Genomic DNA, 25,193 nt, shown 5'->3' on the forward strand with positions numbered 1-25,193 from the left:
TGGCGGCAATTCAGGATCCTCTGATCGACCGCCAGGGAGGCCCCAAGGGGCGGTCCAAGCCGCCTCGCCAGAGTCGCCATCCCGTACAGCCAGACGTCCTCGATTCCGTCGCCTTGTCGGTGCCCGCAGATACAAACGACACGCGATAACTCAACAGGGGTTGCCTGGCATCACAGTCGGCATTACAGTCGGCATCGTTGGCATCCAGTGCCGGTGACGAAAACGTGGCTGATTCGTAGTTGTGAGCAACCACAGGTTCGTACCCGGCACCCGAAGCCACCGCCCACGAACCACCCCACCACCGAAACCCGAACCACCAAGGAGGGTCCTTATGACCGCTGCACTTGCGCCCACCGCGCCCCCGAGCTACCCCATCGCCCCGACGGCCGCTGCGCCGGCCGCACCCATGACCGCCGCGGTTCTCGACCTGGCGGCGCTCTCCGATGCGGTCGCCTCCAGCGCCGACCCCGTCGCGGTCCTCACCCAGCTGGTGCTGGCCACCGCCGCACGCTCGCGCAGCGCAGCCGAGCAGGGCCGGACTCTGTCGAATGTGAACGCCGCGATTTCCAAGACCCTCGACGCAGTGCGGACCGCGTTGCTGGACTCAGTCGGAGGCAACGCGGGTGTCTACGCCGGATTCACGGTGACTGCCACCGCCGGCGGTCGGCAGATGGACTACAAGCGCCTCGAGGCGGAATACCCCGACATCTACGACGAGCTGGTGACCACCAAGTCGCCCGGCCGGACCCTCAAGTACACCGCCTGACATCGCCGCCCCACCGGCAAACACCACCAAGGAGAACACCACCATGTCCGCTTCTGTACCGCCCGCCCCCAACGCGACTCCTGTTGCCCCACAAGGTCTGCAGGACATCAGCCACGGCGCTGCTGTTGCACCAGCACCCGTATCCGTAGCTCCGGCTCCCGCATACGCGATGGCCCCGATCATCCCGTTGCATGATGTGTCACACACTGCGGTGGCCCCGGTGACTGCCTCGGAGCCATTGCCTGTGCCCGACCCTGTCGCCGTGCAGTCCACGCCGTTGACTGTGGCACCGGCGCCGGCGGCAGCCGACAACAGCGTGATTACTGGAATCGTGCCTGCCGGTCCGCCGATCGCTCCGGCTCCGGCCCCCGTTCCTCCGGCGCCCGCTGTCGCACCGCCAGCACCCGTGACCGTGCCCGTTACGGGTGTGCCTCCCGTTCAGCCATCCGCGCCGGCGCACGAAGAGGTGTTCGCACCGTCGCCGGTCGCCGGTGGCGCTCCCCTGCCGCCGGTCATCGCGCTTCCCGACACTCCAGCGCTGCAACCCACCGCCGACACCCCGGCGCCCTCGGTCTCCAAAGCGGTTCAGACGCTGGCCGACCGGCACGGGATCGACCTGCGCACCATTACCGGAACCGGAACCCGTGGGCGCATCGTGCGCGCCGACGTAGAAGCCGCGATCAGTGCAGCAGCTGTCGAGGCTGGAGAACAGAGCCTCAATCCTGCGCCGGAACCCGTAGCGACCCCGGTGCCGGCCGCCGTGGCCGAACAGCCGCTGGTTTCCACCCCGGTGAATCCGGTTCAGGCCATAGACATCGCGCAGGATTCCGTGGTCGTCGCACCCGTCGAGGTGCCTGCCACTGAGAATCCCGCCAATCCGAGCCCCCCGCCTGTTACCTCTGCCGACGCCCCGCCGGCTGCGGTGTTGAGCACCGTGCGGCTGCCGTTCGACCTCAGCGGCGGACGCACTCTGCAAATCGGCCCTGACAGCGACCTGGTGGCGATGGCTGCCCACGCGCTGCCCGGTCTGATGATCACCTCCGCGGTGCTGGAATTGTCCGCAGATGGTCCCGCGGTGCTGGCGACCTTCGCGACGGCAGCGGCGGTGTCGCTGTGACCGCCGCCGGGATGCTTCACAGTGCATTCGACACAACCGCTGCCGGTGATGAGACAGCTGTGTCGCCGGCCCCGATTCCGCTTCGTGCGATGCCTCCGGCGCCGCCGATGATCCGGGTCCGCATGGACTCTCTCACCCGCACCCACGATGACGGCGACGACGGCGGCAACAGTGAAGGACCGGAAGAAACGGTCGTCGACATGCAGCTGATCATCGACTACACCGGAGCCCTGGCACGGCGCACCGCCAGCTACATCCGCGACGGTCTGGTCGAACGGGTCAACCATCCTCACCGTCATCCAAGCAAGGTGACATGTCTACGGTGCGCGGTCCTTAGTGCAGCCGAGCACCCGACCCTGGCCGCCACTTTGCTCGAAATCCTGAATCGCAGTGCTGCCCCCGCCGACGAGGATTGGAATCTCGAGCCGGACTGCACCGACACCCGCACCATGTCGCGGCTACGGCGTTTGGCGATCAGCTCCAACACCATGCACGACCTCTACGGGGATCATTGGGGCCAGGTGATGCTGATGTGCCTGCGCGTCGAACGCGCAGATCTGGAACTGTTGTCCTTCCTGACCCGCAAGTATCAGCCGAGTCGTGTCTTGGTGCCGCACAGCCGGGCAGCGCTGGCCGCGCACCATCTGGCCGGCATCGTCTGCCCGCGGGTTGGCCGTGACGGTAACCCGGTAGCCGACACCGTTCGCAACGCCGTCGCGGTGCGCCTGGCAGTCACTGCCGGGAACGTCGCAGAAGGCGCGTGGCCGTCCTGGCTGGATCACCTGCCAGCACCGGCGATGTGACGGCCATGGCCACCGCATCACCCCTGCCGCAGCTCAACCCGACAAGCCTGACATCACCACCCCTGCCGCAGCTCAACCCGACAAGCCTGACATCACCCCGATGGATCCGTAGAGGAATCACCTGGAGGTCGGTGGCGTGACCCTCGCCGGATCTACGCTGACAGCGACGCTTCCGTCACCCCGACCGCATGGCGTCGCGCCGCGTGCGCTGCGCGGCTACCAGATCGAAGCGGCCGATCGAGTGACCGAGGCCTTCGCTGGTGGAGTAGAAGGACCGGCGGTTGTCCTACCCACCGGATCGGGCAAGACAACGGTGATCGCCGAGCTGGTCCGTCGCGACGTGGCAATCGGCGGCCGCGTTCTGCTGCTGGCACATCGCAACGAACTCATCGAGCAGATGAGCGGCGCTGTGACCGCAGTGAACCCGGCAGGTCCTTCCCCGGCGATGATCGGTGGGCCACACCGCGGCGATCCGAATGCACAGATCGTCTCTGCCACCGTGCAATCACTGCAGCGCAGCGCAGCGCTGTTGCGTCTGGGTAAGCGCGATCTCGTCATCGTCGATGAGGCGCACCACGCGGTGGCGACCACCTACCGCAAGGTAATTGACCATTTTCACGCACTCGGTGCACGCCGCGCCGGGTTCACCGCCACGATGACTCGCCACGCCGCCGGCAAGAACGAGGTACCACTTCGGACCGTCTGGAGCGACGTTGTCTTCGAGCGGGACATCACCTGGGCTATCGAGAACGGGTTTCTACTGCCTCCCTATGGGGTGACCGTTGACCTGCCCGACCTCGACGTGGAATCGCTGCACACCGGCGCCGGCGAAATCACTGATGACGAGGCCGCCGAAGCCATGCTGCGGACGACCACGCTCAACGCCACCGTGGAGGCGGTGCTCGAACGTACCGCCAGCTTGTCGACTATCGCGTTCGGCGCCTCAATGGAGCACTGCCGCCAACTCACCGATTCACTGGTCGGCCTCGGCGCCACCGCGGAGATGGTGGTGGGGCCGACCACCGTTCGTGATCGCACCGGCATTTACCGCCGCTTCCGCAACGGGACCACACGGGTTCTGGTCACCGTCGATGTTCTCACCGAAGGTGCCGACTTCCCCCGCTGCGAGGCAGTCGTGCTGGCCCGGCCCACGCGCAGCCAGTCTCGCCTGGTGCAATGCGTGGGCCGGGCACTGCGTCCGCACACGTTCGAGGACGGACGCGTCAAAGAGCGCGCGCTGGTGGTGGATCTGGTCGGAGCGGGATCGCTGGGCCTGATCGTGCAGACCAGGCTGGAGCCCGACCGCCGAGAGCAACCCGACGGCGACGAGGAAGGGCTCGGCTGCGGCTGCGACCAGCCGTGCAACGGGGAATGCGACCTCACTTGCACCGGTGTCGGCTGTTCATGCGACTGCAGCTGTGCGGCAACCTGTTCGGGTGTCGAGACCGTCAAAGACAGCATCGAATGCACGTGCGAGTGCGCCTCGGTGTTCGGAGTGTGCCGCTGCGGCTGCCAGTGCGACCAGCACCGGGTCGATCCGCTGGTCACGTTCGACCCAGTAACCGGCGAACTCACCGCTGCCGGCCCCAAGCGTCGCACCGATTCGTCCTGGTCGGTGCGTACCTCGACGATCCGCTGGACCCAGCATCCGCGCGGACTGGTACGGCCGGTCTACCGGCAGGGCGGGTCCAAAGGCGCCATCCTGCTCGCCGACATGCGCGGAGTGCCAGGCACTGTCGCCGGAAAAGATTGGGCCTTCGGATTTTTCGACACCACGGTGCACCAGATGTTCTGGGTGGGACTCGATGGACAGTGGACCCGGCCGGGACCGGATTGTCACCTGCAGGGCATGGACCTGTCGCGCGCGGACTCACTGGCCCAACAAATCTTCTCCGGCCATATGCGCGATGTGGAACGCAGCGAGGCCAGTGGCGCACAGGTCGACCTGGCCGCCCGTCTCGGTGTCCCCGACGCACACAACCTGGACCGCCGCGACCTTTCCGACATGATCGCCCTCGCCCAAGCAGACCGCTGGCTTCCGCTGTTCGACCGCCCCACCCACACCACCGCCGCCTGACACCGAAAGGACTATCCCTGTGAATCTCACCGACACCAGCCGTACCGGAGGCGACACGATGCGCGCCCGGTTGGCTGACCCGAGCTGGATCGCTGCTGCCGGACCGGCGGAACTGCGGGCCGCGGTGCACGCATTGTGCTGGCGCACAGTGCGCTCGACGATCGACGGGTTCTGCGCGGACCTTCACGTCGCGTCCAAAGTTCTGATCACCGCGCGTGGAGTAAAAGCCGAACTTGACGCCCGCCTGGCATCGCTGGATGCACGCACCGGTACCGACCCCAATGAGCGAGCAGTCCTGCTGCGACGAAGCGCCAACGCCACCGAGATTGTCGCCGCCTGCGATGCCGCCGTGCAGTTCGCGCAGATGCGCGATGCCCGTTGGCCCGCCGCTAGCGATCTGGTTGCCGCAATCGCCGATCACCGTCGCCGTGTCAGCCCCGAAGACGCATGCGATGCCGACACCGCCCTGTGGCGTGTGCTCGATGACGCCGAACACCTCAGCCCGACCAGTAACGCCGCCTGACAGGCACTCCCCACCCCACTACCCCACCACCACCAAATCTGGAGGCACACCGTGTCGATGACCGCAGAACTGAAAGACGAGCTCCTCGGAGTGCACACCGGCACCCCTGAAGGATGCAGGCGTGCACAACTGGCCGCAGTCCTACGCCTGACCGCTACCCTGCGTGTGTCGCGTGGCCTGGTTGTCGCCGCGGAGGTCAGCAGCGCATCGCTGGCCCGGTACCTGCGCCGTGAGATCGCCGAGCTGTACGGCTACCGCGCGGTGGCGACCGTGCTGCCTCGAAATGCAGCACTGTGCGGCGGCCGCTACTTGGTCCGTGTCGCCGCCAGCGACGGCGGAGGGACGTTAGCGCGATCCATCGGAATGATCGACGATCGTGGACGCCAGGTCCAGGGTCTGCCTGCCGCCGTTGTTGGAGGCTCCCCCGGCGAGATCGAGGCGGCCTGGCGCGGCGCATTCCTGGCTTCGGGAACCCTGAGCGGCCCTGGCAGTAACACCAGTCTGGAAATCCGCTGCCCCACTACAGAAGTGGCATACGCGCTGGCCAGTTGCGCACGCCGGATCGGTGTGCTGCCGTTGGTGCGCGAATCACGAGGTATCGACCGGGTGATGATCCGTGCCGGCACTGACATCGCCGATCTCATGACGCGCATCGGAGCCCCCGAGTCACGCCTCGAGTGGGAGAGCCGTGCGACGCGACGGCGGATGTGCCGCATGGCCAGCCTCGACGCCGCCAACAGTCGGCGCACTGCCGATGCTGCGGCAGAAACTTCGGCCCGGGTCGAACGCGCGTTGACCATTCTCGGAACCGACGTTCCGGAGCACCTGGCTGTTACCGGAACATTGCGCCTGACCCACGGCGAGGCCTCTCTTGAGGAACTGGGGCGCCTGGCCGATCCACCGCTGACCAAAGACGCTGTCGCGGGGCGCCTGCGGCGCCTGCTGGCGCTGGCCGACAAGCACGAAGCGGCCCTGCCCGCCACTGTCGCTGACCCGGAACCGCAGCTGGTGGCTGTCAGTGCTGGGCTCGACAAGCCGGAAGGAGCGTTTCCGTGGATCCAACGATGAGTCTGGTTGCAGAACTGGTAGAGACCCCTGTCGAAGGCACTGGAGAGGCCAGGTGCCGCCAAGCCGAAGCGGTCTCCGCGATGCGTGTCGGTGGTGGCCTACGCATGCAGCACGGTCGCCTGACCCTCGAATCTCGCATGTCCTCCGAAGCGGCCGCAGTGCGCATCGCGCAGGCGCTAACCGACCTGTATGGGCGTACACCGCGCGTTGATGCCGGACCACGCAGAACCGCGACACTTCGTGTGAGCGACGCCGACGACCTTGCTCGACGCATCGGGCTTCTCGACTCGCACGGACGCCCCGTGGTGGGCATGCCCGCAGCCTTGGTGTCAGCGGCGTGCGCATCGGATGTGATCGCTGCTGCGGCACTTCGCGGAGCGGTGTTGTCCGCAGGACACCTGCGGGTGACTTCAGTGAGGCCACCAGCGCTGGAAATACGTTGTCCCGGACCGGCGTCGGCACTGGCGGTGGCCGGTTTTGCTCGGCGTCTGTCGGCGATCGCGGAAGCACGTCAAGGCAGTGAGATCGACGGTGCCGTTGACTATGTCCGGGTCCGCTACGGGGTTGGGGCTCTCCTGGAACAGCTCGGCGCTCCGGGGGCCGCTAGGCGGTGGGTCGATGCGAAAGCTGTTGCTGCCGCACAATCTCGGCTCGACACCAGGCCATTGTCCCAGGCCAACAGCGCACGCGCCTCGCAAGCAGGACAACACATCGCCGAGAAGGTCCGGCTCGCCCTGGAAATTCTAGGGTCCGACGTGCCGCCAGAGTGGATTTGCGCTGCGCAGCTGCGGATCGCCCACCCCGACGCTTCAAACACCGATCTTGCCGAACGTTGCATACCGCCGATGACCAAGCACACGTTCGCAGGCCGGTTGCGGCGACTGATATCGGCCGCCGAACAGCGAGCCCTCGACATTCCAGCGTAGGAGCGCCTGTGCCCCATGGGGCAGCCATCGCGCCGGCCCGTTACACCTTCGGACCGTCAATGATATTCTCTATTTTAGAGACACAACGAAAGGGGGGGACATGACCAGTTACCCGGACGGGATGACGTTGCGCCCCCTGCTGGAATGGCCGGGACAGTTGCCGTCAGCGCACATCGGCTCGCCGTTCACCGCGCCGCTGTCGGCCACCCTCGATGAGCTCGACCGCGAACTCCGCCACTTGGGCAAGCACTCCCGCAATGCACCGTCGGTGCTTGAGATCGCGTTACGCGACGACGACTTCCGCATGGATGGGATGCCACGGGCGAGCGCTAAAACCATCCACCCCGGGGTAGTCCTGCATGTCGAATCGCGATTCGGACCACTGTCCTACCCCGCCGCGAAATTCGATACCTGGCAGGACAACCTGCGGGCCATCACACTCGGGCTCAACGGGCTTCGCCGCTTGGACCGGTACGGGATCACGCCCGGACATGAGCAGTACCGAGGCTGGGTGGCGATCGAGAATCACTCTGACGCCCGTTCCCGCGCACAGGCGCTCATCGACTCCTACGGCGGCGTGCGTGCCGCGCTGCGCGCTACGCACCCTGACCAGGGAGGCGCGCCAGAGGAGTTCCAGCGAGTTCAGGAAGCACGTCGCGTGCTCAGGGTCTGACATCCGAACCCCGTACCCCAACTGACGATAAGAGGAAAACAGCCGCCATGAACTCAGTCTCACGACCACACATCCCAGCCGGGGCCGAGGTCATTGCGTACGGCAATGTGTTGGAGGTTGGAACTATCGAAGAGGGACCGTTCGACTCCCCCATCACAGGCTCGTCGGTGTATAGAATCCGGACCGCGAATGGCGAGATCACCACGCGGTCAGTGCAGATCGTAGTTCCGCGCATCGAATTCGAAACTAGTTGGCACGTCTGGAAAGGCGGCACCGTCATAGCCGGCGGGCCTGGAATCAGCCGCGACCGGATGGACGAGTACGCCTCAGTGCACGGCGGCGACGTCGTTTATGGGTGGCCTGCCGCATGAGCGAAATCTCGTTCACTACGCGCGACTTCGAGTCCACCCAGCAGGGAAACGAGCACATCCATGCGCTGCTGATCGATGGGATCACCGGGCGCACCCTTGAACCCGACACTGAGCACTTGGATGCCCCAATCGGCCAGAAGGTCTCAACGTGACCGTGCGCAGCGAGGATCACCGGCCGCACCGGATCGTCAACGCGTGGATCAGTGGTGTCGGCGTCCCGGATCGCGATGAACACCGGTAAGCACCGCCCGACAAGATGAGGAGCCTAGACAGTGAAATATCCCAGTGATTTCGTCAACGAGGATCACGGATGGCAACGCATCCATGCAGGACATGATCTTGACCGTGGCATGCTGCTGGCCGACCTGGCCGACAACGGCGGAAGCCAACGCACCGATGGCCAGGAACTCGTAGTCGAAGAGGTCTGGCTTAGCGTGGCGTCGCGGATCAAGTGGTGCGGCCGCCATGATTGGTCATGCGACAGTGAAGGCGAGTGGCACGCGCACTGGTTTGCCGCCCGTCCCGGTTTCGGAAAGCCCTTCACGCTGGTCTACTGGGGCTGCCCCGAACTGGTTTCGCAATGATCCGGCAATCGTTGCATATAGGTCTCGATGTCGATGGTGTGCTTGCTGACTATATGGCGGCCATCGCCGAGGTCGGACGCGGGAACGGACACGCGATGTCGGGCGAGGGACCGCTCACCTATGGACTGATCGAACCTGGCTGGTTTCCCGATGCACGCACTGCGGCGAGGGCAATGGCCCAGCTGCACGAGAGCGGCCTGGGCGATCTGGCACTGTTCGACGACACCGCTCCGGCCGCGGTGCGTGAACTGCGCAACGGCGGCCACAAGGTCTCCATCGTGACTGCACGACAAGAGCACCGCGCGGGAGAATCAGGGCACCGTGCCGGACGCCGCGACCTCGCAAGCTGGCTTGCTCGCCATGGCATCGAAACTGACGATCTGCTTTTCCAGCAGCGAAAGAGCCTCTCTGGCTGTGACGTCTACCTCGATGATGCTCCCCACAACATCGACGAGATCCGAAGTGCCGGAAGGATCGCCGTGGTGCGCGACACCACCTACAACCGGCAAGTTCCCGGCCCACGCGTGATCAGTCTGGCCGAGTTCGCCGATCGAGTGCTCCGCGGGGATTTCAACCGGCAGGCAGCCTGACTGCTGGCTCGATGCCGGTGCAATCACCGGCCGCACGGGGATGTCACGTCCCGGACCTGTCGTCTTGAGCCGGCGAAATCGACGGAAGTTCGGCTCGATGTCGGGACCCGCGCTGGCTCGCCAGCCGCCTTTTCTGTGCGTCCAGGCCATACAGCCGGTCCAACAGGAAATCCACGTAGCGATGCTGCCCAGCTGAATGGGCCTTGTTGATCCGGGCGTGCAGCAGGCCGCGCAACACCTCTGAGTCGGGCAGTTGATTCATACGTCAGCGCACTGATGCGGGCCCAGCGCGCCATCGCGGGCAGTGGTGAACACGCGGCCGCCGCAATCTGGACACCGCTTGTGTATCCCCGACTCTGGACCGTCGTCGGTGTCGTTGGTGAGCAATGTTCGGATGTTTCGGCGCTCGCCGCAAGCGTCGCAGATGACGGTTTCGCGGACCCATGTCTTTGGTCCGTCGATGGTGTCGCGGTGTTCGTCAAAGTCGGAGACGGCGCGCGGCTGGTCTGCGGGATGGGTGCATTGGCTGGTCATGCTTTGGCAGTCTCCCCTACGTCAGCTTGGCGCGGGCGCCCACACAGCTATGAAGTGGCTGTAGAGGTCGCCGTCTGCCGTGGCCTCGCGGTGATGCTGGATGGATTATTCCACTGACAATTTCGCGTTGTGTCCTTGGCGATCAACGTGTTTCACTGACTATCTCAACTTTGTCGGGTCGATCGGGGAGAAAATGTACGCCGGTAGGTCGTCCTCGGCGTAGCCCGACCCCGGTATCTGCACTAGGCGAAGGCCGCGCTTACCTGCCCATTCGCTGATCGCTTCCCACATAACCTCGTGAGCGATCACGATCTGACGAGTCTCAAACTCCATCATTCCCCCATCCGATCATTGCGCCCTACGTCAGGCCGGCCACCTGCACGGCTCGTCGGGGTGCTCGTCAATGTTGGCGCTCGCCTGGTCCCAGTTCAGGTACATCGGGCCACCCATCACCTTGCGTACTGCGTCCTCGTAGGGACGGATTGCGAAGAATGACCTTGTAGCCACCTTCACGGAGGGCGGCGAGTGCACGGTTGGCCCAGTCTCCGGTGCCGAAACCGGCAGCCTCATCGAGAGCCTGCTTCACAAGCTCAGACGGTGTGGCCATGTCGTCTCCTGGCGTGCGCCAGTGCGGCGGCTTCCAGTGCCTCGAACTCGGCATCGGACCACCTTGGCTTGTCAACGAGATAGGTGTCGCCACAGGCACAATCGACGATGAACTTGCCCGGTTCGGGCGGATCGAAGAGGTCGCCATCTGTCGTGGTTTCGCGGTGATGTCGCATGAGTCCTCCACCGCCACCGCGCGTTGATTTTGAACTCTCGCCGTCAGCGTTCACCGGTCGATGCCGCTCTTGAATTTCACCTGCGCCATCACGCACTCCGCGGGCAGGATGTCGTCGCGCACACCGAGGTAGACGGGCTGGTACAGCGCCGGGGCGGCGTAGAGGTAGCGGACCTCGACGACGGCGCCGACCGGCGGCACGTCGTGGCTGGCGGGAATGGTGACGTTACCGACGAAGGTCAGGCCGTCGTTGCCGTGCAGGCTCAGGCCCACGCTGCGCTGGGTGTTGACCGCGGTCACCAGGGCGCTCAGGGTCTCGACGAACTTGAACTTGAGCTGCGGGCCGCCGCTGTTGGGCCGTCCCGGCGAATACGGTGCATCCAGGCGCTTGAACACCACGCCCTCGGCCTTGGCGTCCCGCAGCTCGGCCAGCTTCCGGCGCTTGTCACTCTGGGAGGTCCAGTTGTGGGTCGGCGCGATCGCGTCATCGAGGTTCAGGGCGATCAGATCGAGCAAGATGCGGTAGCGCTCTTGGTAGGGCTTGTCGCGCAGGTCATTGCCTGCGTACTCGAAGATGTCGAAGGCGTACAGCACATCGCCGATGATCTCCCCGTCGAAGATGAAGTCACCGTCGATGGACCCAGCTGCACGGGCCACCGCCGCGGACACCCCTACCGCCAGGCCCAACTTGTTGAAGGCCTCGACGGTGTCGCCGGTCTTGCGAATCAACATGCGACGGCCGTCGTACTTCTCCTGCAGGCACCAGCTGTCACTGTTGATGGCTTCGTTCGCAGCGGCCTGGTCGGCGACGTTGAGCAGCTGGGGCAGCAGACCCGACGGGTGGCGGTCACTGGCGCTGTTCTGATATGGGGTGCCGTCCTCGCCGCGGGTATAGCCCTTGGCCTCTTTGGCTTTGACCAGCTTGTCGAAGATCGCCGTGGCCTTGGCGTAGTCCACCGCGGTGGTGGTCTTCGTGCCGGTGGTCAGTGCCGAACCCCGGCGTCCATAGGCGAAAGTGACGAGGAATCCGGCGTCGGTAGGTTCCAGCCTCGCATGGTATTCCTTGTCGCTGTTGCCTTCCCGGTAGTAGAGGCTCGCGGTTCTGGGTTCCCCTGCGGCGGTCATCGTGGCCCTTTCAGCATCTGGTCTATTCTCTAATATAGAGAATAGACCAAGAGGCCGACAACTCCCCCGGCTACTGCGGCGCCGACGCGACCCCACAGTCGCTCATCGGCGAGTTTCTTGAGCTCGGCGGCCAGTACGGGCCTGGTTATGTCATTATCTCCTCGATCAGGTCGGGTTCTTCGGTCAGTCGGTGAGCTTCCGGGTCGGTGTATCCCCGGTCCCGGAGCTCCCAGTACAGGTCGGTGTGCGTGATACCTCTCCTCTGCGATGAACCGCGATTACGTCAGGTGCCGAAGTTCCAGCGGGCTGGCCGTGCACCAGGTGACGCCGTTGATTGGCCCGCCGTCGAACTCGACCACAATGCCGACATCGTTGTAGCCGGCGACAACGCCTGTGGCGTGCTGCGATGCCCGATTGCGGGCACGCCGAACAGTGACCACGGACCCGACCGTGACATGGTCGCCAACGGCGAAGTCTTGACTGATGTTCTCCAGCCATGTCTGTCCGCTCATACGCCCATCCTTCACCGATAATTTCGCCGTCTGCCGCCGATTATGTAACCCCACAGTCGGACAGGTGCCGGTCGGCACGACGAATCGCGTGCCACCTAGTCAGGCCCAGGAACGTCCGCTGGACCACGCCTCCGTGCAGGATGCGTGCGTAAGGAATGCCGAAGTGCCGACCTACCGTCACGCGGGCAATCACCTTGTCGTTCATCGAACCTCCGATTCGTGCCGATTACGTCAACTAGAACTCGATGCCGCAGTGGCAGACGTGGAAGCCTTCATGATTGGGGCCACACTGGCATTGGTGTGGGTCATCCGGCACGCTGTGCTCTGGGTCATCCCATACGGCCTGACATTGCATGGTTTCCTCCTGGTGTGCCGATAATTGCGCCTTGCGTTGGCCTGCTGCTGGTCACTCGAACCACTCGCCGGTTCCGTCACAATCGACGCATTCTTCGTCAGCGACACAGCCCGTTCCGGCGCACCTTGGCGTACCAGTTCCGCCCCGAAGACCAGCACGGCGTGCGTGTAGGTCCGGGCAGACGTTCGGGTATGGGTGCTGCCATCGGGAGCGGTGGCGACGTAGGTCGTTTCTTCGCCATGGTCACGCCCGCCCACTGTTGCGGGTGCGCTTCGCCGCTCGTCGGCAAGAGCCATCGCAGTACACAGACTCACCCATGTGTTCGCCGGCCAGAGACTCGTGGCCTTCGCACTGGTTGCCGCCTTCACAATCTGGGCATCGTTCGGTGCCGGTGGTCATCCCGTCGTGACGATCACCGCAGTCCGGGCACTCGTAGGGCAGCTTCTCGGCGTCGTCAGCGGTGGTCTCGCCGAACGGGTCGTCCTCGCATTGTGGGTGCCCGTCGTTCGAGTAGTGCTCCCTGGCACCCTCGCATCCGCGCGGGCAACCGTGGGCCATGTCGCCGGTGCCGCTGTGCGGGCACACGCCGCGTTGTTTGTCGGCCGCCAAATGTCCCTCATCGAGGTGGTGGACCGGCAGCGGCAATCCGGCGTCGGGGTGAGGTCGGGATTCGGCGGCCTCGGCCGCGTCGGCGGCAAGGTCGACGGGTGTGCGCAGGTGGTCACCGGGATAGTAAGTAGGCATGATCGGAATACCTTCTGTGGTGGTGGATTAGGCGCGGCGCAGGCGGTTCGGATAATCGTCGACGATGCAGGAGCGGCCGTCGGCGGCGTCGGCGATCGTTGCAACGTTCACGTCGGTATCGAGCGCGGTGACGGTGCCCGTGCGCTGTTCGGCGCCGTTCCACGGCGCGGAGTGGCCGTAGGTCCACGTCACGACGTCGCCGACGCCGATCGGAACGGGTTCCTGCGCGATTCCCGCGGCGTCGACAACGTTTGCTCCGTCGTGCATCTGGGCGTGGAACTGTTCGCGCAGCCGGTCGGCAGTGTCTGCCAGCTCCTTCAGGAGTTCGGCGTTGTCGCCGTCTTCTGCCCGCCATCGCTGGCGCGACGCGTATTCCTCAAGCGCGTCGATGATGACGAACGCCTCGTGTGTGCGGTAGTCGGTGCTGATGTCTATCCGGCAGCGGTACACCGCGCCGGGCGCGTACGGGTCGATGGCTACGAGGGAAAGTCGTTCGACGGCGACGCTAGATCGTCCGCCGCCGCCCAGATCGATCGTGGCTATGCCGCTATGTATTCCGAGTATGGTTCCGTGGAATGCGCGGGATTCCTGCCCAGCGCGTTCGTGGTACTGAACACGGTCACCAACCTCGATCGGGCGAACGTCCGCGCTCTCGCCGGCAGAGTCACAGTGGACCGAATGCGGGTCGGATGCGTTGCTACGTCCGACGTATTGGCAGTTGGTGGGGTTTGTGTTCATGTCGAACTCCTTCAGATGGAGCTTCCCGGCGGCCAGTCGGGCCGCCAGGTCGAGGTGGTTAGCGGGCAGTGTTCGGCCGCATGGGGTTTACGTTGCGGGACGGGTCTACCCCGAACCCGATCAGTTCGTCGGTGGAAACCTGCCGTGTTGCACCGTCGCGGCATACCGCCAGGAACCAGCCGAGGCCGTCGTCCTCAATCCACTTGACGACACTGGAGACGTTGCCATCAAAGTCAACTGCTGGCAGGGGTGCGTCGGTGGCGTCTCTGGTGGTCATGGTCGGAATCCCGTCTGTAGTGGTGGATTAGGCGCAGTGCAACAGGGATATACCGACGTAGATGACTACGCCCGTCGCGGTGTCGATCACGTATGCGCGGCTGACGGTCACGGTTGCCCCACCACGCGCAGCACCGTTGCCGGGTTCAGCGCCCGCTGGATGTGTTGACCTGTTGCCGCATCTGCGGCAACAAGCGCGACTGTGAGCAGGACTGCAACGGCCGCAACCAATAGCACCTTGCGAATAAGCCCGCCCAGGAGGGTGATGGCAGCAACGGTCACGATCACCGATGGCGCCGGCCAGTGGCTCAGTCCTGGAAGGGCCGTGGTGGTCGCTCCCCCGACGCCGGCGGTCAACGCGCCCGCCAGCGCCATGCGCTGAAGTGTGGAACGTGAAATCAATACAGCCATATCTCCTACTCTCTAAAATGGAGATTACCGCCGAGCCTGGGCCGATGCAACCTGCAGCTGGCTTTTACTGTTGCGCAGCGGTTTCACGGCGCTGGTCGAGCGCCTGTCACGTCCTTTCGGCCATTCGAACTTGCGATGACCCCGATCAGCTTCGAAGCGCGTCGGCGCAGTTCACTCGCCTGCTCCGTTTTCCCCGCAGCCTCGAGCAGTCGTGCCCTGTCCAGAAGCTGGTCGGCGGCGATGCGATCGGGTGTACGTCCACCAATATGCGCCACAGGATGTCGTCCTTTCATCGTGGTCGGCAGTGACGAGGTGTAGACAGGACAAAGGCCCGAGCGCGATGGCATTACCGCGCTCGGGCCTTTCGCGAGGTTCAGTCGAACAGCTCGCTCATGTCCTGGTCGAACGGTCGAGCTTCCCGGTCCGCAGCTTCCGCACGAGCGGCATCGGCTTTGACGCGGTACTCCGCGGCACGCTCAGCGTCAGCCTTTTCCTGCTCGGCTAGCGCCGCTTCGCTGGCGGTGGTCGGAATCTCGAACTCGATCTGCGCGTCAATGCGGTGGCCGTGAAAGCTGTTCTCTAGTAGTGGGACCAGACGCGGGTCATCGGGCTCGGCATCGGTCAGATACGCGACGACTGTCGAAACAACCATGGGGTCGCGGTTGACGCCGTTCTCGTCGGGCTCGAGATCCTGCAGTGCGCGCAGGCGGCCGTGCCGGATGGTAGGCCGGATTGCGATGCCCAGCCTGTCCAGGTGGTCGCGAACATCGGCAGCGAGTTGGTCCGTCTTGGCGGCGACGTCGTACTCGTAGGCACGCATCAGTGGGAACAACTCGGCCGAGAAATAGACGGCCAGCGTCGGCTCGCCGGTATCAGCGTTGGGCGGGCGGAAGTAAGTCGGCTCGCCGGTGGTGACGTCCTCGCTCATGAAGACTCTGCCTTTCCCTTGCAGGTATGTCGGCCGTGATGCTAGCTATGTTGCCCGCGCATCACTCCGCGCAACGCGTCTGCACAAGTGCCGGTGCACACAACACACGACCCGCACCGGTGGAGGCACGGGCCGTGTGTTGATCGCGGGTCAGGCGGCGGTGGCGGTCCACCAGTTGAACTGGCTGATCGCAGCCTCACGCAAGTACTGCGTGGCCAGTTCGGCGCCGTAGCCCGTGTTCTGGTCGTCGAACGCGCGCAGCACCTTGGCCGGTTCGTCGTTCTGCGTCGGCACCTTGATGGCCACGGCGGTCACCGCGGTCATTCCGCGCTGGAAACATGCCACCAGCTCGTTCCGGATGTGCTTCTGCATCATCACCGCATTCTTGATCTCGGTGAAGGCGCCGGTGGCCGGATCGAGCACGATGTAGTCGACGGTGGGTGTCGAAACCTCGGCCTTTTCGTACTTGCTGTAGCGCGGGCTCACCGACAGTAGGCGGAACAGGATCGGCTTGTTGAAGTGCTCGTCGCTGATACCACCACCGCCGCCGGTGGGGATCGAACCGATCGCCGGGGCCGCCGTGATGCCTCCGTAGGTGGCGGCGGGAGCGGCGGCCGGAGCCGGCGCGGCAGCAACGGGAGCTTGAGCAACCGGCGCGGCGGCCACCGGTGCCTGAGCAACCGGCGCGGCAGCGACCGGAGCCTGAGCGACCGGTGCTGCGGCCACGGGCGCCTGAGCAACCGGAGCCTGAGCAACCGGCGGAGCAGCGGCCACGGGGGCCTGAGCGATAGGGACAGTCATGGCGGAACCTCTCGTTTAGTTTCTGTTGCGGTAATCCGGTGCGGGAACGTAGCTGGAGAACTTCCCCGGCACTCCGGCCTGTGGGTGTTCCCGCACCGGATTGCCTCAATCGTTGCACCGGCATCCGACAAAGCATTGTGGAACGAAATATGCATGTCCGACGGCGTGTCCCGGCATATCTGCGGCGCCGAATCAGGTTCTACCCGAGCAGCACGAGCGTGACCGCGACCGAGGAGGACTCGGCGACTTCGCGAATGATTTGTTCGGCCTCTTTCGGATCGAGACCACCGATGCCTCCGCCGATGAGCGGCAGCGCCACGGACGCGATCCCGTGCGCGACTGCGAGTTCGAGCCCGACGGTCAGCGACGAGCGTAGCCATTCGGGTCGGGCGTCGGGGCCTGGCTGATACTGGCTGGCGCAGTGGATGATCGTCGTATCTCCCGGCCCTTGAGGACATATCATCGCCCCGCCAACTGGAAGATCACCGCGGCGCGCAAGCACCTCGTATTGGTGAATCGCGTTTGGGTGGCGCTGTTTCATGATTGCTGCGACACCGGCGCCGGCGACCCCGATGCAGTTGACGCCATGTGCGAGCGCCTCAGACGGGTGCGCGAAGAGGTCGCCGGTCTCGATTGTGAAGCTCATACGGTTTCTCTTTCATTGGGTTGGTGGTTCAGGGGGACGTGACAGATCGAGATGAACTGCGGCGCAACGTCAGCACTCTCCGCAACATCGCTGCCGTTCATCGCAGTCGACCACGTAACCGCCGATGCAATATCTGGCTTCGAGGCCGCCATGCATGGCAGACATCGTCAGCGATCCTGTCAGCCACAGTCGCTGCGCGAGTCGCGCAGCCCAGCGGAGAACTGGTCCCACGATCGCCCTGCCAACGTCAGTGGAGCCTTGTCTTTTATCGCCAGGCGGGACCCGTACTGTTCGCAATCGGTGATCTGTTCTGCAGTGGCACCGCACGCGACTGCGAATTCCCGCGCCCGGAGCAAGATCGCCTCTTGCCCCTGCCGGTCCTCCCAGTGCCGCACGTGTGCCGGCAGCTGATTGAACCAGCAAGCGACGCCGAGCTGGTCCAGTGCGAATTGCAGTTCTGAGAGACTCACGGAAACTCCTCTACGCGTTTAGGATTCGGCTGTCGGGACTTGCTCCGTGGGCATCGTTGCGTGCCCGTCGCTGCGCGTGCGCGACGCGCCTTTCGGCATGGCGCCGACACACGGTGACCACACCGCGGCCGTAGCCGAACATGACCTGCAGCGTCGCCTGCTCGTGGCATTCGATGCTGGGGATGCCCAGTGCGTCGAAGTCCTTGTCAGGGCATGCGGTCACGCTGCGTCAGCTTCGGCGTTGTTGTCGTCGATCAGACCTATCGCTACCGGCACTTCCGGATCATCGACGTCCAGGTCGGGTGAATAGGCATGTGCAGCCAGTACCGCACGGAACACCCCTGCGCACGTGATAGTCACGATCGAAGCTGGGTGTTCCCGCGTGTAGAGCTCGACAGGCTCTTTGAACACTGCAGTGATCGCGCTCATTTTCTTGATGGCATCAGCGGTGAACGATTGCACGTTGCCGGCGCCCAGCGGCGCGAGTGTCTGTTCGTCACCCGCTCCTCGCGTGCCGAGAATCTCTTTGGCACCACGAGCATTGAGTCGGCTGATCGTCGAGCGGATCGGGAAGTCCTCGGCGTCCTGCAATGGGATGTAGTGGCGCGAGTCGGCCTCGCCCGGGTCGCCGTCGGTAAGCGTGCGCATCAGCAGCGTTGCGCCGTTGTCGACCACCGAGAGCTCAACGGAGCAGTCGGCTTCCTTGTCGAGCTTCTTGACCGCCGCTGCCGCACCCTTGGCCGCCGACAACAGTTGTGACGCCTGGTCGACCGAGAACTTCACCAACTTCAGATCGCCGTCGCACTCGAAGATCGCCTGCCCAGGACTGACACCGTCTGAGGCGATGAAGGCCAGGCTGTTCTGAGTTCCACTGTCACCGGCCTCCACCCGGCTCGAGCCCAGCACGACCGCGGCGTGGGTTGGGTCGTCGTTTCCCGAATAGGCCATCACTTTGGCCGCAGACAGTCCCTTGACGAACGATTCGTTGTCGATGATGACGGGCATGCGTTCCACCTTCTGATTCCTTGGCTCCCGCCGCGGTGAATCCCGGCGACGAGCAGCATCGGCGGTGTGGGTGCCGGGCTGCGGGCACAACATTGGTCCCAACGTTTGCGTTCGGCCGTCTACGGCGCGGTGGGGTACACCTGACCCAGCATCGGCGCCTGACGCCCCGCTACAGACATCTCCACACGCGCCGCTACAACGATCGCCACGAGAGGGGACACGTCGGCCGATAAGCGGCCCGGTTCACCGTTCTGAACTGCCTGTTGGCGCTGCGTTTCGACGGAACCGTGCATTCCCACGGAACTACGCGCAGCGCTACAACCACCGCGCCGTAGCGCTTCCAACAGCCCCCGTGACCGTTGACTGTGACTCCGTGCGAGACAACTTGCCGCAAGGCAACCACGGGACATGACACGCTATTGAAGCACCGCCTGCCTTCAGGGCGCGCCCACCGCGGCGGCGACAGTCCCCGCAAGTCGCGCCGTAGTCGCCGCAGTCGCGCGAGTGCGGCGACAGTCTGCGATCGTGGCTGACAGAGAGTCGAAGAAGTCCAAAAAGGGTGGCGTGCTCGGAGTTTCGGGCGAACTTGCACGGACAGTGTTGGTGATCGCCGCCATCATCGTGGCGATCGCTGTCATTGTCCGCGTCGGTCCGAACGGTGTGCGCGCCTATGCCGACACCGCCATCAACTGGGCAACCGAACGGATCAACCCGGCTCAAACCTTGCCGGACGGAATCGGAGGGACGGGCACCCCGAGCGACGACCCGGCCACGCTGACGGTAGCCAAGTCGGGGTCCATGCGCGGGTACGCCCGAGACCGCTTCGGTGCGGCGTGGACCGATAACGTGGACGTCGAATACGGACACAATGGATGCAACACCCGCGACGACATCCTGGCTCGGGATATGACCGGAGCCCTGACCCGCGACGGCTGCAAAGTACTCTCTGGCACGCTGGCCGACCCGTATACAGGCACCGTGGTCACTTTCACCCGCGGCCCAGATACATCGGCCCGCGTGCAGGTCGATCATCTAGTGGCATTGGCCAATTCGTGGGTGTCGGGGGCGGCGTCATGGTCGCCGCAGCGGCGCACGCAGATCGCGAACGACCCCTTGAATCTGATGGCCGCCGACGGTTCGGCAAACCAGTCCAAGGGCGCGGCTTCGGCCGATCAGTGGTTGCCGCCGAACCCATCCTTCCAGTGCACGTACGTCAAGCGACAGGTGCAGGTGAAGAACAAGTACCGGCTCACTGTGACCGCCGCCGAGAAGTCGGTGATGATGCGTTTCCGAGGGTACTGCTGAACTCGCCGCGCCACCGGCCAGACATCGACGCCGAGGCCTTTACCGTCCCCGGCCATGCCCACCCCCACCGTCTCTGCTGTGGCCACCGCACTGGCCGCCGTCCTATTGGCCAGCGGCTGCTCGACTACTGCAGCTCCACCGCCGACAGGCTCGCCCCCGGCCGCGGAGACAGCCGCCGCAGCACCGGACCTTCCCTCTGACCCGTCCGCCGCGGTGGCCGATGCAGCTCTAAGGCTGCGCACCACAACCGCGGCAACCATCATGGTGGCCACCACCGGAATAGAGAATCTGATTGCATCGTCCTACGCGGCGCAGGTGAGCACCGACCCGGCAGCCGCGAACGGCAACGCCAACCTCATGATCAACGGCGAACGGCAGCAGGCGAACTTCCAAGTCCGAGACGGCGAGCTGTTCCTCGACTCCGCGGACGGAGAACCTTTCACTGTCGGCCCAGCGCGCGGAAACTTCGACCCGACACTGCTTCTGGACCCGCAGCTGGGCCTGGCGTCGATGATCGAAACAATCTCACCGGTGTCGTTCGAAGGTCCACAACCGGTCAACGATGGACAGGTCGCCGGCACGGTGAAACTCCGCGGTGAACTTCCCGGCGCCGCCGCCGAGGCCGTACTCCCCCGCGACAGCCTGCGCAACCGGGTATCCGTGCCCGTGACACTGTGGCTGGACCCTGACGCCGGCAATGCGCTGGTACAGCTCATCATCACCGCTAGGGGCGGAGCGCTGACTCTGCAGATCCGCGACACACACTGATCCCGCATACGACAACGCCCCGGCCCAGACCACCGGAACCGGGGCGTTGTCGTATGCCCTACTTTTGTTCGAACCTCGCCGCCACCGCATTGACATCGATGTGCGCCGTCTGCACCATCTCGTACGCGTCCGCGTCGATGATGAGCCGCCCCTGGCCAGGACGCCACCGAGAAGGCTTGAGATGGTACGCCTGCGGGATAGGCATACCCGAGGACGGTTGCCCGGCCAACTGCAGGATCGGGGCCATCATTTTCTCGCGCAGTGCCGCAAGCATCGCGGCCGACTTCACCCGGTCGTTGAACCCACCGTCGTCGGAGATGATGAAGTGCACCCCGAGGTCAGTTCCCGTCGACAGCAGCTTGGAGACTGTCTGATCGCCGACTTCGACAGTGTCGAACACGGTCTTGGCCATGTAGCCCTCGGAGATTGCGTGAAAGTTGTCGATGTACACGTACACCTCCGGACCAGTGAAGTAGGTCCGGTTGATCAGATCCTCGGCGGTTGCGTCCTCGCTGGGTCGACGTTGGCCCATCAGCCGCACCAGCATGTCGGCAACATCTTTGAGATCCTCAGCCGAGCTGACATAGCCAGGGGGCCGGATCCGATTGGTTGTGCCGTCCGCGCGAGGCTCGCCGAACTTCGCCGGCCGCACGTGACCACGCGCGTAGAGGCGGTCTCGTTCGCCGAGTTGCTGACGCAGCGGGTCGATGACGACGATCACGGCGTCCTTCGGCGCGAACTGACGCATCACCGACTCCATGTGCATCCGCAGCACATTGGTCTTGCCACAGCCTTTCTCGCCGTACACCAGCAGGTCCTGCGACCTGTTCGGAACGAGCGCGAGTTCCAGGGTGTCCGTCAGGGAGCCCACCGGGAAGTGTGTCTGTACCGGATGACGGTTCGGTGGGACCAGCGGCGCATAGACCGACCAGATCGTCTCAAAGTCGATCACCGGGTCTGCGGGTCGGACAACAGGCACCTGCTCGGCGGCGAACACCTCGGCCAGCTGGTCGCACAGGCCCCGGATCTCGGCGCCATAGTCGTTCACCTCGAACACCGGCATGCCCCTGGCGAACGAATCGGGTTCGATTTCGCGGTTGATCGGCACCACCGTTCGAGCCTGCTTGGTGCTGTACGGATCCACCGACCGTCCCGGCTGATCTTGCGGGATCAGGGTTTTGAGATTCATCCGCAGCTCTGGAGCCATCTTGGCGCCGGCGTAATCGGTTGCAGGCAACTGCACACCACCGGGAACGTCGATGGAGTAGTGAGCCACGTTGCCGCTGGTGCCGCCGCCGGAAGAATCAGCGGTGAACACCAGATGCACACCGACAGCAGCGCCGAGGTCGAGGATCGGGCGCAGCAGCTTGGCCCGTTCGGAACGGTCTTCGCCGAGGAACCCCCCGATGCCGTCGATCAGCACCATCACCCGACCGTATGGGTCACCGGGAACAGGGTTGTCGACTTTTGAGTCAAGGTAGGCGTCCACCGAGGAGACTGCACGGTCCACCATCGCTTCACGGCGAAGCCCGATGACTCGCCGGGCCTCACCCAGGATCCGCGACACTCCGTCAGCGCTGCCGGGGGCTGCATACGACGCTACGTTCGGGCTGTTTTTGACCTCGCCCAGCTTGCCGGTTCCGTAGTCGGCGAGCATAAACGCCAGCCGGCCCGGCCCGTACTGCAGGCAGCCACAGATGACCAGCGTCTGCAACAACGTGGTGCGCCCGGACTTACCGCCACCGGCAATAACCTGGTGCGGCAGAGCGCCGCTGAAGTCCATGAACCATGGCAAGCGGGTGTGCTTCTCGGGCACATCGAGGTCGCCGATACGGATACTCAGCCCCACAGAGGAACGGCTCAGATTCAGTGTCGGCAGACTCAGAGGCTCACGCAGTGAGGGCTTCCACAGGTCGAGCACCTTCATGTCCGCCAGCCGAGAAACCTTCTCCAGCAGTACGTCACTCATCCTGTCGCCGGTTTCCTCCTGCTTGACGTTGACGACCTCGCCGTCGACGACCGTTGGAGTGAAGCTGCGTTCGGTGAACAGGGCGAACGGCAGGACCGCTTCTGCGATCGCCTCAGCCGAATCGCCGCCCGAGCGGGCGCGTTCGACCACCGTCTTGCGTATGTAGGCGGCCTCGTGATGGAACGCCGCGACCTCGACCGGGCCGTGGTCGGTGGTGAACTTGCGCAGGATCTTGCCCTTGAGGTTGCCTTTGATCATCCGGGCCGCGTCGTCGGTGCCGAGCATCACGTTCGAATGCTGGGGCGAGTTCACCGCCAACGAGTAGCGGAACGTCAAGTGCTGCAGAAGATCACCGAGCACGGACTGGTCGATGTACTGACTGCACATGACCAGGTGCATGCCGAGTGAACGGCCAACGCGGCCGACTCGAGTCAACAGTTCCAGGTATCCCGGACGTTTCTTGAGGAATTCACCGAACTCGTCGATGACGACAATCAGGTCCGGCACCGGAGGCCACAGCGGATCGTTGGGATGTTTCTGCTGCTGCTCGCGGTATTCGAAGATGTCCTTGCATCCCTTTTCGCCGGTGATGAACTCCTCGCGACGGGTGACCTCACCATCGATCACCGCGCCGAGACGATCCACCAGCTCTGCGGTGTGCTCCAGATCGGAGATGTTGGCCACCACGTGCGGAATCCGGTCGGGGTCCATCCCCAGGAATGTCGAACCGCCTTTGAAGTCAGCGAGGATAAGCGCCACCTTGTCGGGCCCGTACAAGGCGAGCAGCGCCAGCACAATTGCCCGCAGAAAGTACGACTTCCCCGATCCGGTGCGGCCGGCGATCGCCCCGTGTGGGCCGTTGCCGTCGCGGTTCTCCTCGTAGAAGTTCAGGAAGCTCAGCTCGGGGGTGAGTTCATCGCCCTTGCGCATGTACCCGAACGGAACTTTGATCTCGTCGGTGAACGCGTTGGACTTCCACACTTTGATGAGGTCGTGCGTTTCGATGTTGCCTATCGCGATGGCTTCGAAGAAGTCCGGAATATGTTCGGCCCGCTCATCCTGGACTCCGCCTCCGGCACCATAGCCTTTCGGGCGGTGCTGATACATCGCACGCGCGAACGTCTCGGCCAGGGTCGCCGACGCGGAATCGGCTGCCGCGGCGTCGTAGTCTTCGAGCGTCGACACGCGGCCGTTCTTGAGCAGAATGCGCGACCGCTCTTCAGAGACCAGATCGGTGCCGTAGCGCACCACGAGCCATGTCATGCCATCCATCCCGCCGGCCATCGTCGCCGGCCATGCCACCATCTGCTCAGGGGTATCGACAATCACCAGCAAGTGCGGTGGCCGATCATCCCCGCCGGAACGGATCCGCTCGATCACAGCTGCGTGGCGCACCGCGAACTCGTCCAGACTGCGCCACGCCAGCAGGCGAGGGCCGGTCCCCTTCTCTACCTTCGAGATGTCCTCGAGGTGCGGCAACCACTTGATCCATTCCCATGCCTTCGGATCATCGGTAATGACACCGATATTCAGATCACTGGGTCGGTGGTTGAACGCCAGACTCATCACCATTGCCCGCACCAGATCCAGGCGCGCCGACTCGTCACCGCGCAGCGCGTAAGCAGGCCACTCGCTCAAGCGCACGTCGATCGGCAGGTTGGCCACCACCGACAATGTGTTCATTGCCCGCTGGTACCGCACCAAGGTGACCGGTTCGGTCATCTCGATCACCATCTCCTCAGCCTTGGGCAGCTTCGGGAACAGCGGAGCCACACCGATGCCCACCCGGGCCCGCAGGAACGGGTTCGCCGTCAGATGCTTGACGTCCGGATCCTGTTCGCTCTCAGGGGGAACCACCCGGCCGATGTCCGGATTCGGATCTGCCTGCCACATTTCCTCAGTTCCCACCAGGGACAGGAGATCCGACGGGTGCGGGAAGCAGGTAGTGCGCAGATCATGCATCGCCCGGCCCTGGTCGTGGATTTCGGCGCGCCGCTCCCGCAAGTCCAAGTCGTAGCGCTCGATCTCTTGCTCGATGTCGCCACCGGACGCACCCCCGCGCTGGGTGCTCAGATGCATGATCAGCATCATCATCATCATTGGAACGCTGAACAAAACCGAGGTGATCGCGCGGACACCCAACAGCGCCATGCCCCCCACCATCGCGACCATGACTCCGACCATGAGAAGCGGAAGCATCCGTTGCCAGGTCGGCCGGCGGTCCGGCTCCGGCGCGGGCAGCGGAGCCGGGATCTCCACCCCGGTCGGACTGAGCTGTGTCTGCGGCCGTGGTGCTGGCCGGAACTCGTTGAACAACACGGAAGGTC

Annotated in this window: 28 protein-coding genes; 13 read left to right on the forward strand and 15 right to left on the reverse strand. The window is 64.4% G+C overall.

Annotated elements, in window-relative coordinates; genetic code table 11:
• Positions 1-331: 331 nt before the first annotated feature.
• The 11 genes from BKG60_RS18720 (at position 332) to BKG60_RS18770 (ending at position 9,498) form a co-directional block, all read left to right on the forward strand.
• Complete coding sequence (locus BKG60_RS18720; RefSeq protein ID WP_052773277.1) at positions 332-766, forward strand: hypothetical protein; 435 nt, start codon at positions 332-334, stop codon at positions 764-766.
• A gap of 406 nt (positions 767-1,172) precedes the next feature.
• Complete coding sequence (locus tag BKG60_RS18725; protein ID WP_165688714.1) at positions 1,173-1,883, forward strand: E3 binding domain-containing protein; 711 nt, start codon at positions 1,173-1,175, stop codon at positions 1,881-1,883.
• 122 nt (positions 1,884-2,005) lie between these two features.
• Positions 2,006-2,686 carry a hypothetical protein gene (locus tag BKG60_RS18730; RefSeq protein WP_131827522.1) on the forward strand — a complete coding sequence of 227 codons (681 nt, stop codon included), beginning with the start codon at positions 2,006-2,008 and terminating at the stop codon, positions 2,684-2,686.
• A gap of 136 nt (positions 2,687-2,822) precedes the next feature.
• Complete coding sequence (locus BKG60_RS18735) at positions 2,823-4,763, forward strand: DEAD/DEAH box helicase (RefSeq protein WP_052773170.1); 1,941 nt, start codon at positions 2,823-2,825, stop codon at positions 4,761-4,763.
• A gap of 19 nt (positions 4,764-4,782) precedes the next feature.
• On the forward strand, positions 4,783-5,286 hold the full coding sequence (locus BKG60_RS18740; RefSeq protein ID WP_047036477.1) for a hypothetical protein: 504 nt from the start codon (positions 4,783-4,785) through the stop codon (positions 5,284-5,286).
• Positions 5,287-5,343: 57 nt separating this feature from the next.
• Positions 5,344-6,354: a DNA-binding protein WhiA gene (gene whiA, locus BKG60_RS18745; protein ID WP_234802116.1), complete on the forward strand. Its 1,011-nt coding sequence runs from the start codon at positions 5,344-5,346 to the stop codon at positions 6,352-6,354.
• On the forward strand, positions 6,351-7,280 hold the full coding sequence (gene whiA, locus BKG60_RS18750) for a DNA-binding protein WhiA (RefSeq protein WP_047036482.1): 930 nt from the start codon (positions 6,351-6,353) through the stop codon (positions 7,278-7,280). Before whiA (BKG60_RS18745) ends, whiA (BKG60_RS18750) begins: the two co-directional genes overlap by 4 nt.
• Before the next feature lie 100 nt (positions 7,281-7,380).
• A complete protein-coding gene (locus tag BKG60_RS18755) occupies positions 7,381-7,953 on the forward strand; it encodes a molecular chaperone DnaJ (protein WP_075909834.1) in 573 nt (190 codons plus the stop codon).
• A gap of 367 nt (positions 7,954-8,320) precedes the next feature.
• Complete coding sequence (locus tag BKG60_RS32010) at positions 8,321-8,476, forward strand: hypothetical protein (RefSeq protein ID WP_019348362.1); 156 nt, start codon at positions 8,321-8,323, stop codon at positions 8,474-8,476.
• A gap of 120 nt (positions 8,477-8,596) precedes the next feature.
• Positions 8,597-8,908 (forward strand): hypothetical protein, encoded by a 312-nt coding sequence (locus tag BKG60_RS18765; RefSeq protein WP_019348360.1) that lies wholly within the window; start codon positions 8,597-8,599, stop codon positions 8,906-8,908.
• The gene (locus tag BKG60_RS18770) at positions 8,905-9,498 is read left to right on the forward strand and encodes a 5' nucleotidase, NT5C type (protein WP_043370599.1); all 594 of its coding nucleotides are present in this window, start codon (positions 8,905-8,907) and stop codon (positions 9,496-9,498) included. Before BKG60_RS18765 ends, BKG60_RS18770 begins: the two co-directional genes overlap by 4 nt.
• 258 nt (positions 9,499-9,756) lie before the next feature.
• On the opposite strand, the gene BKG60_RS18780 is transcribed toward BKG60_RS18770, so the two are convergent.
• The 14 genes from BKG60_RS18780 to BKG60_RS18845 all read right to left on the reverse strand — a co-directional run bounded on the left by BKG60_RS18780 (position 9,757) and on the right by BKG60_RS18845 (position 18,824).
• Positions 9,757-10,032, reverse strand: a complete 276-nt coding sequence (locus BKG60_RS18780) for a hypothetical protein (RefSeq protein WP_019348357.1) — start codon at positions 10,030-10,032, stop codon at positions 9,757-9,759.
• A 590-nt stretch (positions 10,033-10,622) separates the two neighbouring features.
• The gene (locus BKG60_RS18785; protein WP_131823395.1) at positions 10,623-10,868 is read right to left on the reverse strand and encodes a hypothetical protein; all 246 of its coding nucleotides are present in this window, start codon (positions 10,866-10,868) and stop codon (positions 10,623-10,625) included.
• Positions 10,865-11,938, reverse strand: coding sequence for an ATP-dependent DNA ligase (locus BKG60_RS18790; protein WP_019348354.1), 1,074 nt, complete (start codon positions 11,936-11,938; stop codon positions 10,865-10,867). The genes BKG60_RS18785 and BKG60_RS18790 overlap by 4 nt, the downstream gene beginning before the upstream one ends.
• 278 nt (positions 11,939-12,216) lie before the next feature.
• The gene (locus BKG60_RS18795; RefSeq protein WP_019348353.1) at positions 12,217-12,450 is read right to left on the reverse strand and encodes a hypothetical protein; all 234 of its coding nucleotides are present in this window, start codon (positions 12,448-12,450) and stop codon (positions 12,217-12,219) included.
• A 598-nt stretch (positions 12,451-13,048) separates the two neighbouring features.
• A complete protein-coding gene (locus tag BKG60_RS31515; RefSeq protein WP_070945679.1) occupies positions 13,049-13,549 on the reverse strand; it encodes a hypothetical protein in 501 nt (166 codons plus the stop codon).
• 27 nt (positions 13,550-13,576) lie between these two features.
• A complete protein-coding gene (locus tag BKG60_RS18805; RefSeq protein WP_070945680.1) occupies positions 13,577-14,287 on the reverse strand; it encodes a hypothetical protein in 711 nt (236 codons plus the stop codon).
• Positions 14,288-14,345: 58 nt separating this feature from the next.
• Positions 14,346-14,564, reverse strand: a complete 219-nt coding sequence (locus BKG60_RS18810) for a hypothetical protein (RefSeq protein WP_070945681.1) — start codon at positions 14,562-14,564, stop codon at positions 14,346-14,348.
• Between the two features lie 107 nt (positions 14,565-14,671).
• On the reverse strand, positions 14,672-14,938 hold the full coding sequence (locus BKG60_RS18815; RefSeq protein WP_242663604.1) for a hypothetical protein: 267 nt from the start codon (positions 14,936-14,938) through the stop codon (positions 14,672-14,674).
• 409 nt (positions 14,939-15,347) lie between these two features.
• Positions 15,348-15,902, reverse strand: a complete 555-nt coding sequence (locus BKG60_RS18820) for a hypothetical protein (RefSeq protein WP_070945683.1) — start codon at positions 15,900-15,902, stop codon at positions 15,348-15,350.
• Positions 15,903-16,052: 150 nt separating this feature from the next.
• On the reverse strand, positions 16,053-16,703 hold the full coding sequence (locus BKG60_RS18825) for a hypothetical protein (protein WP_234709454.1): 651 nt from the start codon (positions 16,701-16,703) through the stop codon (positions 16,053-16,055).
• Positions 16,704-16,902: 199 nt separating this feature from the next.
• The gene (locus tag BKG60_RS18830; RefSeq protein WP_070945684.1) at positions 16,903-17,349 is read right to left on the reverse strand and encodes a macro domain-containing protein; all 447 of its coding nucleotides are present in this window, start codon (positions 17,347-17,349) and stop codon (positions 16,903-16,905) included.
• Between the two features lie 179 nt (positions 17,350-17,528).
• Entirely contained in the window at positions 17,529-17,819 is a 291-nt protein-coding gene (locus BKG60_RS18835; protein ID WP_070945685.1) for a hypothetical protein, read from the reverse strand.
• Positions 17,816-17,989: a hypothetical protein gene (locus BKG60_RS18840; RefSeq protein ID WP_470365426.1), complete on the reverse strand. Its 174-nt coding sequence runs from the start codon at positions 17,987-17,989 to the stop codon at positions 17,816-17,818. Before BKG60_RS18840 ends, BKG60_RS18835 begins: the two co-directional genes overlap by 4 nt.
• Positions 17,990-18,038: 49 nt before the next feature.
• Positions 18,039-18,824: a hypothetical protein gene (locus BKG60_RS18845; protein ID WP_070945710.1), complete on the reverse strand. Its 786-nt coding sequence runs from the start codon at positions 18,822-18,824 to the stop codon at positions 18,039-18,041.
• A 525-nt stretch (positions 18,825-19,349) separates the two neighbouring features.
• Here BKG60_RS18845 and BKG60_RS18850 point away from each other — a divergent pair.
• A complete protein-coding gene (locus BKG60_RS18850; protein ID WP_234709453.1) occupies positions 19,350-20,129 on the forward strand; it encodes an HNH endonuclease family protein in 780 nt (259 codons plus the stop codon).
• 54 nt (positions 20,130-20,183) lie between these two features.
• On the forward strand, positions 20,184-20,897 hold the full coding sequence (locus tag BKG60_RS18855) for an LppX_LprAFG lipoprotein (RefSeq protein ID WP_083339319.1): 714 nt from the start codon (positions 20,184-20,186) through the stop codon (positions 20,895-20,897).
• A 58-nt stretch (positions 20,898-20,955) separates the two neighbouring features.
• On the opposite strand, the gene BKG60_RS18860 is transcribed toward BKG60_RS18855, so the two are convergent.
• Positions 20,956-25,185, reverse strand: coding sequence for an FtsK/SpoIIIE domain-containing protein (locus BKG60_RS18860; RefSeq protein ID WP_242663605.1), 4,230 nt, complete (start codon positions 25,183-25,185; stop codon positions 20,956-20,958).
• Positions 25,186-25,193 lie beyond the last annotated feature (8 nt).

The organism is Mycobacterium syngnathidarum (assembly GCF_001942625.1).
In the GTDB taxonomy this organism is placed as follows: Bacteria; Actinomycetota; Actinomycetes; order Mycobacteriales; family Mycobacteriaceae; genus Mycobacterium; species Mycobacterium syngnathidarum.